General features: G+C 49.9%; 15 protein-coding genes. 3 read left to right on the top strand and 12 right to left on the bottom strand.

Going from position 1 to position 12,773, the window contains the following annotated elements; genetic code table 11:
* Nucleotides 1-8: 8 nt before the first annotated feature.
* Genes PsAD5_RS05735 through PsAD5_RS05725 form a run of 3 tightly spaced genes read right to left on the bottom strand, consistent with a single transcriptional unit; the run spans nucleotide 9 to nucleotide 1,602 of the window.
* Nucleotides 9-392: an ExbD/TolR family protein gene (locus PsAD5_RS05735; protein WP_063291385.1), complete on the bottom strand. Its 384-nt coding sequence runs from the start codon at nucleotides 390-392 to the stop codon at nucleotides 9-11.
* Complete coding sequence (locus PsAD5_RS05730) at nucleotides 382-1,107, bottom strand: MotA/TolQ/ExbB proton channel family protein (RefSeq protein ID WP_244272064.1); 726 nt, start codon at nucleotides 1,105-1,107, stop codon at nucleotides 382-384. The genes PsAD5_RS05735 and PsAD5_RS05730 overlap by 11 nt, the downstream gene beginning before the upstream one ends.
* A 51-nt stretch (nucleotides 1,108-1,158) precedes the next feature.
* Nucleotides 1,159-1,602 (bottom strand): hypothetical protein, encoded by a 444-nt coding sequence (locus tag PsAD5_RS05725; RefSeq protein ID WP_063286812.1) that lies wholly within the window; start codon nucleotides 1,600-1,602, stop codon nucleotides 1,159-1,161.
* A gap of 299 nt (nucleotides 1,603-1,901) precedes the next feature.
* Here PsAD5_RS05725 and hemP point away from each other — a divergent pair, with 299 nt between their 5' ends.
* The gene (gene hemP, locus PsAD5_RS27535; protein ID WP_082596781.1) at nucleotides 1,902-2,069 is read left to right on the top strand and encodes a hemin uptake protein HemP; all 168 of its coding nucleotides are present in this window, start codon (nucleotides 1,902-1,904) and stop codon (nucleotides 2,067-2,069) included.
* A 68-nt stretch (nucleotides 2,070-2,137) separates the two neighbouring features.
* On the opposite strand, the gene PsAD5_RS05720 is transcribed toward hemP, so the two are convergent.
* From PsAD5_RS05720 to kynU, 7 genes are all read right to left on the bottom strand, one after another.
* Nucleotides 2,138-3,337 (bottom strand): ABC transporter substrate-binding protein, encoded by a 1,200-nt coding sequence (locus PsAD5_RS05720; RefSeq protein ID WP_057462848.1) that lies wholly within the window; start codon nucleotides 3,335-3,337, stop codon nucleotides 2,138-2,140.
* An 81-nt stretch (nucleotides 3,338-3,418) separates the two neighbouring features.
* Nucleotides 3,419-4,399, bottom strand: a complete 981-nt coding sequence (locus PsAD5_RS05715) for a branched-chain amino acid ABC transporter permease (RefSeq protein WP_063291384.1) — start codon at nucleotides 4,397-4,399, stop codon at nucleotides 3,419-3,421.
* A gap of 13 nt (nucleotides 4,400-4,412) precedes the next feature.
* Nucleotides 4,413-5,285: a branched-chain amino acid ABC transporter permease gene (locus PsAD5_RS05710; protein WP_057462850.1), complete on the bottom strand. Its 873-nt coding sequence runs from the start codon at nucleotides 5,283-5,285 to the stop codon at nucleotides 4,413-4,415.
* Between the two features lie 14 nt (nucleotides 5,286-5,299).
* Nucleotides 5,300-6,070 (bottom strand): ABC transporter ATP-binding protein, encoded by a 771-nt coding sequence (locus PsAD5_RS05705; protein WP_244271718.1) that lies wholly within the window; start codon nucleotides 6,068-6,070, stop codon nucleotides 5,300-5,302.
* Complete coding sequence (locus tag PsAD5_RS05700) at nucleotides 6,070-6,843, bottom strand: ABC transporter ATP-binding protein (protein ID WP_057462851.1); 774 nt, start codon at nucleotides 6,841-6,843, stop codon at nucleotides 6,070-6,072. Before PsAD5_RS05700 ends, PsAD5_RS05705 begins: the two co-directional genes overlap by 1 nt.
* 318 nt (nucleotides 6,844-7,161) lie before the next feature.
* Nucleotides 7,162-8,004 (bottom strand): tryptophan 2,3-dioxygenase, encoded by an 843-nt coding sequence (gene kynA / locus PsAD5_RS05695; RefSeq protein ID WP_063291383.1) that lies wholly within the window; start codon nucleotides 8,002-8,004, stop codon nucleotides 7,162-7,164.
* Nucleotides 8,005-8,006: 2 nt separating this feature from the next.
* Nucleotides 8,007-9,239 carry a kynureninase gene (gene kynU / locus PsAD5_RS05690; protein WP_063291382.1) on the bottom strand — a complete coding sequence of 411 codons (1,233 nt, stop codon included), beginning with the start codon at nucleotides 9,237-9,239 and terminating at the stop codon, nucleotides 8,007-8,009.
* Between the two features lie 378 nt (nucleotides 9,240-9,617).
* On the opposite strand from kynU, the gene PsAD5_RS05685 reads away from it, so the two are divergent.
* Nucleotides 9,618-10,076, top strand: coding sequence for an NUDIX hydrolase (locus PsAD5_RS05685; RefSeq protein ID WP_063291381.1), 459 nt, complete (start codon nucleotides 9,618-9,620; stop codon nucleotides 10,074-10,076).
* A gap of 15 nt (nucleotides 10,077-10,091) precedes the next feature.
* On the opposite strand, the gene PsAD5_RS05680 is transcribed toward PsAD5_RS05685, so the two are convergent.
* Nucleotides 10,092-10,847 (bottom strand): amino acid ABC transporter permease, encoded by a 756-nt coding sequence (locus PsAD5_RS05680; protein ID WP_206599611.1) that lies wholly within the window; start codon nucleotides 10,845-10,847, stop codon nucleotides 10,092-10,094.
* Nucleotides 10,848-11,091: 244 nt separating this feature from the next.
* Between PsAD5_RS05680 and PsAD5_RS05675 the strand changes: the two genes are divergently transcribed.
* On the top strand, nucleotides 11,092-11,874 hold the full coding sequence (locus PsAD5_RS05675; protein ID WP_208981684.1) for a transporter substrate-binding domain-containing protein: 783 nt from the start codon (nucleotides 11,092-11,094) through the stop codon (nucleotides 11,872-11,874).
* A gap of 70 nt (nucleotides 11,875-11,944) precedes the next feature.
* Here PsAD5_RS05675 and PsAD5_RS05670 read toward each other — a convergent pair whose 3' ends face one another.
* Nucleotides 11,945-12,604: a glutathione S-transferase family protein gene (locus PsAD5_RS05670; RefSeq protein ID WP_063291379.1), complete on the bottom strand. Its 660-nt coding sequence runs from the start codon at nucleotides 12,602-12,604 to the stop codon at nucleotides 11,945-11,947.
* Nucleotides 12,605-12,773: the final 169 nt, after the last annotated feature.

Here is a 12,773-nt window from a genome sequence, read left to right as displayed (position 1 = left end):
TTCTGAATTCAATTGCCAACGATCGTCGCTGACCAACCTGCTGTTTTAAGCATCTCAAGCGCGCTTACGACATCCTGCACAGTGGAATCCTTGGCAGGGATGATCGCCACAGGTCGTACTTTTTCGATACCTGCGTCGTCGAGCGCCGCGATCAACGCCTCAACCTTCACCCGATCACCGTTCACCGACAGCTGTCCTTCGGCAAAAACTTGCAGAAGGATTGGGGACTGTTCCATTTGACCTGCGCCCTCAGCGCCCGATGTCACATCCAACTTTTGGTAGATCGAGAACGTGGAAGCGAGCATGAAGAACATCAACAAAAGGAAGATCACATCAATCAGAGATGTGAGACCAGGCGCACGGCTTCTTTTTGGAGCCTCACTAAGGCGCATCGTGAACAACCTCAAAACGTGGCTGTGTTCCAACCTGTTCCGCTTCTTCAGATTGGGTAGCGATGGACGTGACTGCCCCGGTGAAGAGTTCAGTGACGATCTTTTCCATTGCGCCCTGCTCTCGTTCGATGCGGCCTTCGAACAATGACAGCATCACGGAAGCTGGGATTGCAACGGCCAGACCAACGGCAGTTGTCAGCAGTGCAACCCAGATCCCACCTGCCAGAGTAGATGGATCGACCTGCGACCCAGCGTCGGCCATAGCCTGAAACGCCCCGATCATCCCAAGCACTGTTCCGAACAGGCCGAGTAGAGGAGCGATCTGGGCAATCATATCCAATGCCCGCAGATAACTGCGAAGATCCGCAAGATGCGTGAAGCAAACGCGCTCTACATCTTCCCGGACTCTTTTTTCAGGCACCTGCGGTTTCATAAGGCCACGCATGGCATGTGCCAGAACGTCGGAGACCGGAGAGCGATCTGTTACCACGATCCTGTAGGCCTGATCACGCTTCCCAACACGCCAGAAGGCCACGGCCTGCTCAGCTTTGCGATGACGACCAACGCCTGCAATCCAGAACTGCCAGAGTTTTGCAATGACAATTGTTAGAGCAAGTACGCTGACAACCAGCAGCAACCCAACAACCACACCACCTTTTGCAAGCAGATCCATAAAAGGTGTCATTGCTGCGGTCAGGCCCAGGTTTTCAATCATGGCATTCATTCTGGAAATCTCGTTGTTTTTCTAATTCAGTTCTGCAGCGGTTCAGAGTGTTAGTTCTATCGCAGCGCGAGAGGATACATTCAATGAGTCTAAGCAGCTAGCCGGAGATACATTTTCAGCTCCCTCGCACTGGCTGACATCATTGATGAGCAATGACGAGATGTCTGCACAACTGCTGGATGGGAGGTCATACTGCTGAACTCTCGTCTTTCCGGAAGGAAGACGACCTGTCTTCATGCTCAGGAAATCAGCAATTCCGCCTGTACTATCAAAGACTACCAAGTCCAACGCCAGTTGATTGATCTCATCTTTAAGGTGATTGCGAACAAGAAGGCTTACACGACACCCGTTCTGAGTGGTCTCAGCTTTATTCAACTGGAGAGCGATCACTGGTTCTCTTGTCGTGTTTGCTGCTTCAGCTGCAGTTATTTGCGTTATCCACAAGGCAGCAAGAGCAAGTGAAAACAGCTTAACCAACTTATTCATAGGACCCCAACCCAAAAATTAAAACTTAGTTGCAAATGCAAATCAGTCGCAGATATCAAGGATATCGTGGGCTGGCTGGCTGTTGAGGGAGAGAGTAACAGCTGGCTTGCGCATCGATACAAATCCTACTCCAGGACGGTTTGCGGGAGGACGCGATCTCCAGCAATTATTGAGTAGGCATTGCACTTGTAATAAAACATGAATATGAAAGTCAAGAAATAAACGCGATAGAGTCCCCCTAGCTCTTGAGGGTATCGCGACCATCCACGCTAGCCAAAATTGGGGAAAGGCTGAGGCGAATGACTGATATGGAAAAAGCTCAGGAAAGCTCACAAAGTCAGCCACATGAGCGCACTGTTGATAGCAAGGCACTCTTTGGCGATGAGCGCGAGATCACAATCTCCCATCGCGAAGATAACTACCGATTGTCGATCACGAAACTTGGCAAATTGATTCTTACTAAGTGAGAAGTTTGCCATGAAAAAAGCCGGCCTGAGATGAGGCCGGCTTTTTCCTTATTTGACTGTTCTGAGCCTTAGTTCAAAGCCTGCTGCAGCGCGAATGCATCGCCTTCGACCTTGAACAGGCCGTAAGAACCAGGGACGTCGCCAGCATTGTCAAAGTTCAGGTCGCCAGATGCGCCCTTGTAGTCGATGTCTTTGCCAGCTGCGATCAGCTCAACTGCCTTCTTCCATTCACCAGGAAGAACAGCTTCGCCCTGTCCGTCGGACACAGCAGCCATTGCCTCGGAAACCTTAGCAGCGTCACCACCAGCTTTTTCCAGAGCCAGAGCCATCAGGAATGCAGCATCGTAGGAGTTGGATACGAAGATTGCATCCGGGTTACCGCCAACCGCTTTGTACGCTTCGTTGAAGAGCTCAAGGCTGTTGGACTTCTCGCCTACTGGAGAAGAAGCAATGAATGTGGTCAGATTTTCAGCGCCGAGTTCACGGATGATTGCATCTGACTTCATGCCATCGCCGCCAACGAAGTTGGTGAAGAAACCGTTTTCCAGCGCCTGACGCAGGATGGTCAGGCCAGTGCCGTCACCGTAATCGAAGATTACAAGCGTATCTGCGCCACCACGGGACAGCTCAGCAAGGTTGGAACGGTAAGATGCCTTACCTTCTTCGTGTGCTGAATATCCAGAAATCTCACCGCCGTTTGCTTCAAATTCAACTTTAAAAGCATTTGCAAGGCCGCTGCCATAATCGTTGTTGAGGTAGGCAACAGCAACTTTCTTAGTGCCGAGGTTTAACAGCGTACGTGCGAGTGAGCGGCCCTGGAAGTCATCGGAAGGTACTGTACGGAATACCTGACCTTTATCTTCCAGGCCTGTGATTTCAGGGGAAGTCCCTGATGGTGTGATCAGCGTGATACCAGCTGGTACAGTCACAGAGTTCGCAACAGCCAGAACTGAACCAGAGCAGTGTGGGCCGATAAGACCCGCAACCTGTTCAATGTTTACCAGCTTGGTTGCGGAATCCACACCGTTCTGCGGGTTACACGCACTGTCGCCCACAACAGCTTCAAGCTTCTGGCCACCCAGAATACCGCCCTGCTCGTTCACCTGCTGGATAGCCAGTTTTGCAGAGTCCAGCATTGGTGGAGCCATAGCCGCGATTGGACCAGAAATACCTCCCAGAAGACCGACTTTTACATCAGCCTGAACAGCGTTGGATGCAAGTGCAGTAGCGCTGAACAAGCCTGCTGCCAATGCGATTTTCTTAAGCATCAGTTCACCTCCAAAGAGCCCTGTTTCAAATACTATCCGGATTGACCAGGGCGTTAAAATTGATTTCCACGAGTGCTGGCATTATTTCGCTGCACTTTCTTGTTTTTGAAAGGTTTTGACTTCTGGACTGCCAGCGGTTCCCTGAGGTTCCGGCAAGATCCCTTCCGGTCTGAACCGGAGGACCAATTGCAGAAGCAAGCCAATGATAAACACGCGCATGTACTTAGCTTTGATGGCGTATTCTGTTGGCAGCTGATCCGTTACAAACTCTGACGCAGACCAGATGATCCAGACAACAGCAACGCCGAGAAGTGCACCGCGGTTGTTACCTGAGCCACCAAGGATCAACATAATCCAGATCAGGAATGTGGCGATCATCGGGTCGATGGCTTCAGGGGTTATGGAACGGTTAAAGTGAGCAAACAGCGCACCACCAAGCCCCATCACAGCAGCACCGAAGATGAATGCTTCCAGACGACGCGCCTTGATGTCCTTACCCATTGCCGTTGCCGCATCTTCATTGTCACGGATACCGCGCATCATACGGCCCCAAGGAGCCGAAATCTGACGCTCGATAGCCCAGTACACGACGAGCACGATGGCAAAGACCAGAGCAAGATAAGCCAACTGGGAATACAGATAGGACAGATCACCAAATGGACGCGGGATCTTATTCACGCCGCGTGCGCCACCTGTCATCCAACCTTCCGACTTCACGACCAGACGGATGATTTCCGCCACGCCGATTGTCGCGATTGCCAGATAATCAGAGCGGAAGCGTAAGCAGACTTTGCCGATTGGCCATGCAATTGCGCCAGCAGCGATCATCGCGCCGATCCAACCCACAACAACGGGCAGCTGGTAGCCACCCAGATGGACAGCAGATTCTGGTGCCGTGAGCAGCGCAGATGAATAAGCTCCAACGGCGAAGAAGCCTGCGATACCAGCGTTAAAGAGACCGGAAAAGCCCCATTGAATGTTAAGACCGAGAGCCAGAAGGGAGTAAATGCCGATAAAGATCGCCATGAACACCGCATAGTTAAGCAGACCGATGAGTTCCATGTTTCTTCTCCCCCTACAGAACTTTACCCTTGAGCAAGCCAGTTGGCCGCACAAGAAGGATGAGCAGGAGGATCGCAAACGCCATGGCGGCCTTGTACTCTCCCGGGATAAACAGAACAGATGTCTCTTCAGCTATGCCAACAATCAAGCCGCCAATGACTGCACCTTCCACACGCCCTACACCGCCAAGAATTGCAGCTGCGAACATTGGCAGAAGCATCGTCCAGCCCATGAGCGGTTTCAGTTCTGTGTTGATGCCAAGGAAGAAACCAGAAGCGGCGCACAGAACGCCGACGATGCCCCAAGTCAACATTGTGATTTTGCGATTATCAACACCGGAAAGCAGCGCAAGATCCGGGTTGTCGGACATGGCACGCATGGCCTTGCCCCACTTGGTTTTCTGCAAGAACGCCCACAACACGCCAACGATCACAAACATTGCGATGATAGTGTAGATCTCACGATCACGGATGCGGATGCCCCAGTAATCATCTGGTCTGACGATACCACGGGTATAGGTTTCTGTATCAACACCCCAGACCACCTGAACAACGGCACGCAACATGAGAGCGATACCTAGTGAGGACATCACCACGATGATCTTTGGACGCTCTGAGAGGTAGTCGTAGAATAGTTTGTCGATGCCGATCGCCATAAACGCGCACACAACCATAGCAACGGGAAGAGCAACCCAAGGGCTTACCCCGAAGATGGTCACCACGCCGAGGGCCGCAAATGCGCCAAGCGTTGCGAGGTCACCATGCGCAAGGTGCGCAAATCTCAAAATACCGAATACCAGCGTGATACCAACTGCGCCCAGAGCGTAAATTGAGCCCAGTACGATCCCCGGCATGAGGTAAAAATTGACGAATTCCATAAATGGCATTGGATTTTCCCTTATTACCCGCCGAGGAACATTTCAGCAACTTCACGATCTGCGAGCAGCTCCTGCCCCGTTCCTTCATGCCGGTTGCTACCAGCTGCAAGAACGTAGCCTTTGTCAGCAAATGCCAATGCTTGCTTGGCGTGCTGCTCTACGAGCAAGATCGAAAGACCTGCATCACGCAGGTTGCGGGTGATCTCAAAAATCTGCTCCATGTATTTTGGAGAGAGACCAGCGGTCGGCTCATCCAGCAAGAGCAATGACGGGTTGAGCATCAATGCACGGCCCATTGCCACCATTTGACGCTGACCGCCTGACAGGTTTCCAGCCAACGCATTGCGGCGTTCTTTGAGATCAGGGAACAGGGTGTAGACCCTTTCCAAGCTTTTAGAAATGTCACCTTTCCGTAGGAAGGCCCCCATTTCGAGATTTTCGTGAATGGTCATCTCACGGAAGATGTTGTTGACCTGAGGGACGTAACAAACACCGTGCTGTACAATACGATTTGGCTTCCAGCCCGCGATATCTGTTCCATTGACGACAATAGAACCTCCGCGAACCTTCAGAAGGCCAAAGATCGCCTTCATCGCAGTCGATTTGCCAGCTCCATTCGGGCCAACAATTACAACAATTTCCTGCTCGGTCACTTGCATGTCGACACCCTGCAGGATGTCTGCATCGCCATATCCGCCACGAACACCTGTCATGGTGAGGATTGGTTTGCCGGAGTATTCTTGTTGCACGGAGTTCTTTGACATTGGTTGCTCTGCAATTGCTTGAGACGTCATTAGAGTGCAGCCTCCCCAACCGTTTCACCGAGGTAGGCTTCAAGCACCCGCGCATCAGAACGAACGGTCTGGAAATCACCTTCAATCAGAACCGAGCCTTCCGCCATACAGATGACCGGATCGCAGAGCTTCTCGATCATCTCCATATCGTGCTCAATCAGAACGAATGTGTAGCCACGTTCCTGGTTCAGGATTTGGATTTTGTCTTCAAGGCGGCGTAGCAATGTTCTGTTGACACCTGCGGCAGGCTCGTCCAACAGAACAAGCTTTGCATCGGTCATCATTGTACGGCCAAGCTCGAGAAGCTTTTTCTGTCCACCGGACAGATTACCTGCACGCTCATTTACAACATGAGACAGTTCCAGAAACTCCAGTGTCTCTAAAGCTTTCTGGCGTACTTCTTCTTCTTGCTTTTTCACGCTGCCAAAGCTGAGCCAGTTCTGGAATAAGCTCTCACCCTTTTGAGCGGGCGGAACCAACATGAGGTTTTCGAGAGCTGACAGACGATGAAACTCATGCGGGATCTGAAATGTACGTACCAAGCCTTTATGAAACAGCTGATCAGAGCTGAGGCGCGTTACATCTTCTCCCAAAAATTTGATTTTTCCAGCAGTTGGCTGAAGGGCACCGGCAATCAGATTAAACGTTGTGGTTTTACCAGCTCCATTTGGACCGACTAAACCTGTGATTGTGCCCTTTTGAACCGAAAATGAGCAATTATTGACGGCTCTAAACCCGCCGAATTGCTTCGACAGCTGTTCGATTTCCAGCATTATTATCCCCCCAGACTGCAAAGGACTGGCGTTTTATTGTTGTCAAGCACCTACCTAATGCCCTTAGTAGCATGTTATTTCAAGGCAGAAGTCCGCGCCATTTGCAGCCTAATCACTCGATTATCATGGTTCTATCTGGACAAGTTGAGTGAAACTTTCCAGATTCCATCTCCCAACAACCTTCCCATAAGTTGCGAGGAAACAGCTTCAACTGCGCATATATTGCCTGAAACATATAGATAATTCCACTTATATGCGCAGTTTGTAGAGATTTTAGAACAAAATAATTTCATAAATTGAGTAATTTTCGCAGCAATCTTACAGATCACTGCGCACCTGCCAAAGTTCTGGAAACAGCACAGTATCCAACATTTTTTTCAGGTACGGTGCCCCTGATGTGCCTCCAGTGCCCATTTTGCTTCCAATAATACGCTCTACGGTTGTAAGGTGATTGAATCGCCACCGACGAAAAAAGTCCTCAAAGTCGATTAGCTTCTCCGCGAGGTCGTAGAAATGCCAATTATCACGTGGATTGCGATATATTATTTCCCAAGCCTTCTGAACTGACGCATCAGTTGTATATGGCTTAGTGACGTCCCGGTTGAGTACTGCATCGGAGATTTCGAAGCCTGCACGCGCCAAAGCACGCACCATCTGATCATAGATGCCCGGTGCCTCATAAATCTGACGAAGCCATGCTGATACTTCTGGCATATGCTCATGTGGTTTCATCAGGGCCGGATTTTTATTACCAACCACAAATTCGATGGCACGGTATTGGTAGCTTTGGAATCCAGATGACTTGCCAAGGCTATCACGAAACGTGGTGTAATCGCTTGGCGTCATGGTGCGCAGAATGTCCCACGCGCTGTTGAGCTGCGCGAAGATCTTGTTGACGCGGGCCATCAGCTTTGAGACCTCGGCAAACTCATCCTCTGCCAAAGCAGTACAAGCCTCCGACATCTCACGGATCGCCAGCTTCATCCAAAGTTCGGCTGTTTGATGTTGAATGATAAACAGCAATTCATCATGAGCTTCAGTTAAAGGCGCTTGCGCACCAAGCACATCGGAAAGACGAAGATAATCGCCATAAGACATGTTTTCTTTGAAAGAGAGTTCTGCCCCGTGGTGCTCTAATTTGCGATCAATACTCTCAACCATGCTTATGTAACCTTGCTCTTCTGGTGGTATTCCGGCTTGTCCCAGAGATCTCCGGCAATAATTGCTTCAAGAATCTCAGCAGCTTTAAGGACCTCAGCAAAAGAGAGGTACAGAGGAGCAAACCCGAAACGGATGATATTTGGCGCGCGGAAGTCTCCAATCACTCCACGATCAATGAGTGCTTGCATGACTGCATAGCCTTGCTCGTGACGGAACGAGACTTGAGAACCGCGCTTAAGTGGGTCCGTTGGTGACGCAAGCGCCAGATTAGGGCAGCGACGTTTGACTTCGGTGATAAATAACTCACTCAACTCAATGGATTTAGCCTGCAGCGCTTCCAAAGAAGTCTCATCAAACACATCCAAAGATGCATCCAAAGCCGTCATGGCAAGAACCTGAGGCGTACCAACGCGCATCTGGTCTGTCTTAGCAGATGGCGTATACCCCAGATCGAAAGCAAACGGCGCATCGTGTCCCATCCAGCCCGTTAGTGGGTTGCCAGAATGGTTCTGATGTTGTGGTGCTACATAAACAAATGCCGGAGCACCGGGGCCGCCATTCAGATACTTGTAGGAGCAACCAACGGCAAAGTCAGCTTTTGCTTCCTTCAGATGGACTGGAAAAGCACCTGCAGAGTGGCACAGATCCCACATCGCCAAGGCACCAACAGAATGCGCTTTCTCAGTCAATGCTTTCATGTCGTGCTTGCGACCTGTGCGGTAATCCACTTCTGTGAGCATCATGACTGCAACAGTATCATCGAGGGCGGCTTCAACGTCTTCCGGAGCAACCAGACGCAACTCGATGTCACCACCGGTCAGTTCTTTCAGACCTTGCGCCATGTAGAGGTCAGTCGGGAAGTTTCCTGTATCGGAAAGAATAACTTTACGGTCCGGCCGCATCTTGATGGCAGTCGCCAGGACTTTAAAGACATTCAGAGAGGTGCTGTCGGTGCAGATCAAGGTTCCGTCATCAGCTCCAACGAGTTTGGCAATCCGGTTTCCGACTTTGCTTGGCAGATCAATCCAGCCGTGGCAATTCCACCCTTTAATGAGACTTTTGCCCCACTGCTCTTCGACTGCATTGGCTAAAACCGCAGACACATTCTTAGGTAGAGCCCCCAATGAGTTTCCGTCCAGATAGATAATCCCATCAGGAATTGAGAAAAGCTGGCGCAAATGAGCGAGCGGGTCAGCTCCATCTCTTTGCTCAATGCTTACTGCATCCAGTTCCACTATCAGCCCCCTATTATCGTTTTTATGATCACACTCTTTTTGGCATCAAAGCAATACCGAGCTGCGATTCCATTTTTTAATATTTCAAGTTTAAAGTATTTTTAGCAACAGTCTCGCCATGAAGTCTAGGTAAAAAGTATTATCTGGAAATTTCAGAACAAATATTCTAAATATGTAGAAAAGGAAATAAATCTCGCTCAATCGGGCTGCAATCACAGCGATATCTTGCAATAGCGCTGAAAAAATACAAGCAGTACACTAGATAGTCAGGGGCAGATCTAACTTCCTACCACAAACAAAGGAAAGCTCTGCTCACGGCTGAAGATCTGGATCAAACAAAAATGAAACTAGGCCGGATCACTGTAAAGGAAGAAACCCATGAAGAGTGCCCTTAGAAAGACAGAGGCACAAGTCTGGCCAGAACCAAAACGCCAGTTTGCTGCACTGCCTTTCAAAAAGAATAAAAAAGGTAAGCTACAAATTCTCCTGATTACGTCCCGCGAAACCAAGCGTTGGATTCTCCCTAAAGGCTGGCCAATGAAGGATCTCAGTGGTGGAGAAGCCGCAGAGCAAGAAGCCTTCGAAGAAGCTGGCATTAAAGGTGAGCTGACGGATCAAGCTGCGGGCATCTACCATTACCCTAAGCTTCGGGTCACCAAAGAGCCGATCCCTTGCCGCGTGAAGGTTTATCCGCTGGAAGTGACTGAGATGCTTGAGGACTGGCCAGAAAAGGACGAGCGCACACGGAAATGGTTCTCCGTAAGCGACGCTGTTCATGCTGTAGATGAGCCGGAGCTAAAGGCTTTGCTAGCCAACTGGTCACCAGAGAAAAGCTAGGTAACAGCCTGTTCTCTAGGCATGCTCCGCCTTAAAACGACGCTCCAGCCAACGAACACCTTGCGAGACAATCAGGATCAAAACTAGATACTCCAGCACAAGGACGCTGTAGATTTCGAGTGGTCGATATTCTGTGACGACCAGCTCATTTGCCCGCCTTGTCAGGTCTTGCAGGCCAATCACGGACACCAAACTCGACATTTTCAGCATATAGACCAGTTGGTTTCCAAGCGGTGGCAGCATGCGGCGGATAGCAAGCGGAAGAATGATAAAGCGAAGCCGCTGGAAATAACTCAGCCCAAGAGAGCGCCCCGCTTCGATCTGTCCTTTGTCGACTGACTGTATGCCTGCTCTGAAAATTTCAGCCTGAAACGCGCTGTCTGATAAGGCAAGAGCCAGTACACCTGCCCAGAACACGTTGATTGAGATATTCGCGACAACAGGCAAGCCGTAATAAACCCAAAAAATCAGCACTAGACTCGGCACTGAGCGCACCACTTCAACGTAAGTTCTGTTAAACGCAATTCCGTACTTATTGTCTGAAAGCCCCGGCAGAGCGACAAGAAGGCCAACGAACATGGAGATTGCGATTGCTGTGAGCGAGACACTGACTGTTTCTTGCAGCCCGGCGATCATGAAACCGAGATTAACTCTTCCTGTCTCAGTGTTTGGTGAGACTACATACCAGCCCCACTGGTCACCAGTGCAGCCCGCCAAAACGAATGCCAATGCGACGAGCACTGCTGCATTTCGGAATTTCAAGGTATCCACCTTCCAAATTTAAGAAGGCTGCCAACGGAAGCAAAACACGTAAGCAGCTCATGTATCTGCCTCAACACAGATAGATTGCCGGACACAAAACCTAGAGTGTCGTGCGCTCTTATACAAATCTTATAGAGACTTACCGCACACAATTAATTGAAGTCGGTTTTCTCTCAAAAACAGCATTGTAGTTATCGCTAAAATGGCTAGGTTTGCATTGGGCCAGATTCCAACTGCGTTTCAAGGAACTCTCATGAAGATGCTACGTTCATTTCTTACTGTAATTTTCGCTGCCGGCACGTTGTTCTCCGGCTCTGCATTTGCGCAATCCGCGCTTAACGAAATTTTGGATTCCGGTGAACTGAGGGTTGGTACAACCGGAGACTGGAACCCAATGTCTGTTCGTGACCCTGCCAGCAATGGTTATAAAGGTTATGACATCGACATCATGAACGAGCTTGCAACCGACCTTGGTGTGAAGCTCACCTTTATTCCAACCGATTGGAAAACCTTGGTGAATGGTATCGTTGCAGGCAAGTATAACCTGACTGGCTCTGCTTCAATCTCCCCAAGCCGCATGAAAGTAGCTGGTTACTCCGAAAGCTATATTTCCGTTGAGATCCTGCCGTATACGACCAGCAGCAAAGTTGGTGAGTTCAACAGCTGGGACAGCATCAACCAGAAAGACGTGACGGTCGCAACCACGCTTGGCACTACTTTTGAGAAGCTGAGCAAGGAATGGTTCCCGAATGCAACTATCAAAGTTGTTGAGGCACCTGCTCGTGGCTATCAGGAAGTGCTGTCAGGCCGCGCTGATGTTTTCATCACCTCCAACATTGAAGGTGCTACGCTGAAAGCGAAGTTCAAGCAGATCACCAACGTGCCAGTTTCTGAAAGCAGAAACCCGACCCCGATCGCTATGTTGATGCCGCAGACTGATCAGGTTTGGATCAACTACATCAACAACTGGATCAAGATTAAAAAAATGAATGGTTTCCTTGCTGCGACAGCTCAGAAATGGGGCTTGGCGCAGTAAAAACTGTTCATGCAGAATAAGAAAGGCGCCTCAAATTGGGGCGCCTTTATCTTTTGAGCTCACTGCGCGCTTATGCGTCTACCTGAATAAACTTCGCAACCCAATCCTGCATCGCTTTGCGGTTTATATCGATTGACGTCGCTGCATGAGAGAGAGATTGCATAGCTTGCCACCAATGTTGGCATTTAGGCTTCAGCATTAGCTCTCCACCAAACATACCAGCAAGTTGCTGAGCCTGAGAAAACGTTGTGGCAAAGGCTACATCAACCAAAGTAACATGATGACCAATCGCATACGGCTCAGCCTCAATCATGTCTTCCAAACGTGCGAACGCAGCACTCATATCATTGATCAACTGCTTGTAGACTTCATCCCTCGGCGGCTTTCCAGCTTTGATTGGGGCATAAAATGCGCGAACAGATGGTTCAATCCGCGTGTCGTGCAGACCCATCAGTGCCCTGACTTTAGCGCGCTCGATAGGGTGTTCTGGCATTAGCGCTGGAGACGGTGCGGTTTCCTCAAGATACTCAAGGATCGCGTTTGAATCTGACAGAGCAGCTTCACCATCCCTCAGGCCGGGAATTGAACCCGCTGGAACGATCTTCTTATAAGCAGCTGATCCATATCCATCTGGGGGCGGTAGCTCGGCGTAATCCAGATCTTTCATATCCAAAGCAATTCGAACTTTCGCGCAGAATACGGATTCTGGGTAGGCATAAAATTGTATCATTGGATCACCAGATTGTGCTTAGCGGCGGCGCTGCTTTGTGCGCACGCTTGGGAACATGCGGCAAATAAGAGCGCCTAGGAAGGAGGACGCAATACAATTTGTGTTGCACTGCAAACGTGGTGTTTTTAGCAGTCAATGAATTGTTTTGCCACTTCAACCTTTGGGTACG

This window comes from Pseudovibrio sp. Ad5 (assembly GCF_001623095.1).
Classification (GTDB): domain Bacteria; phylum Pseudomonadota; class Alphaproteobacteria; order Rhizobiales; family Stappiaceae; genus Pseudovibrio.
The sequence above is the reverse complement of the archived record's forward strand: the minus strand, read 5'-3'. Positions and strand labels throughout refer to the sequence as shown.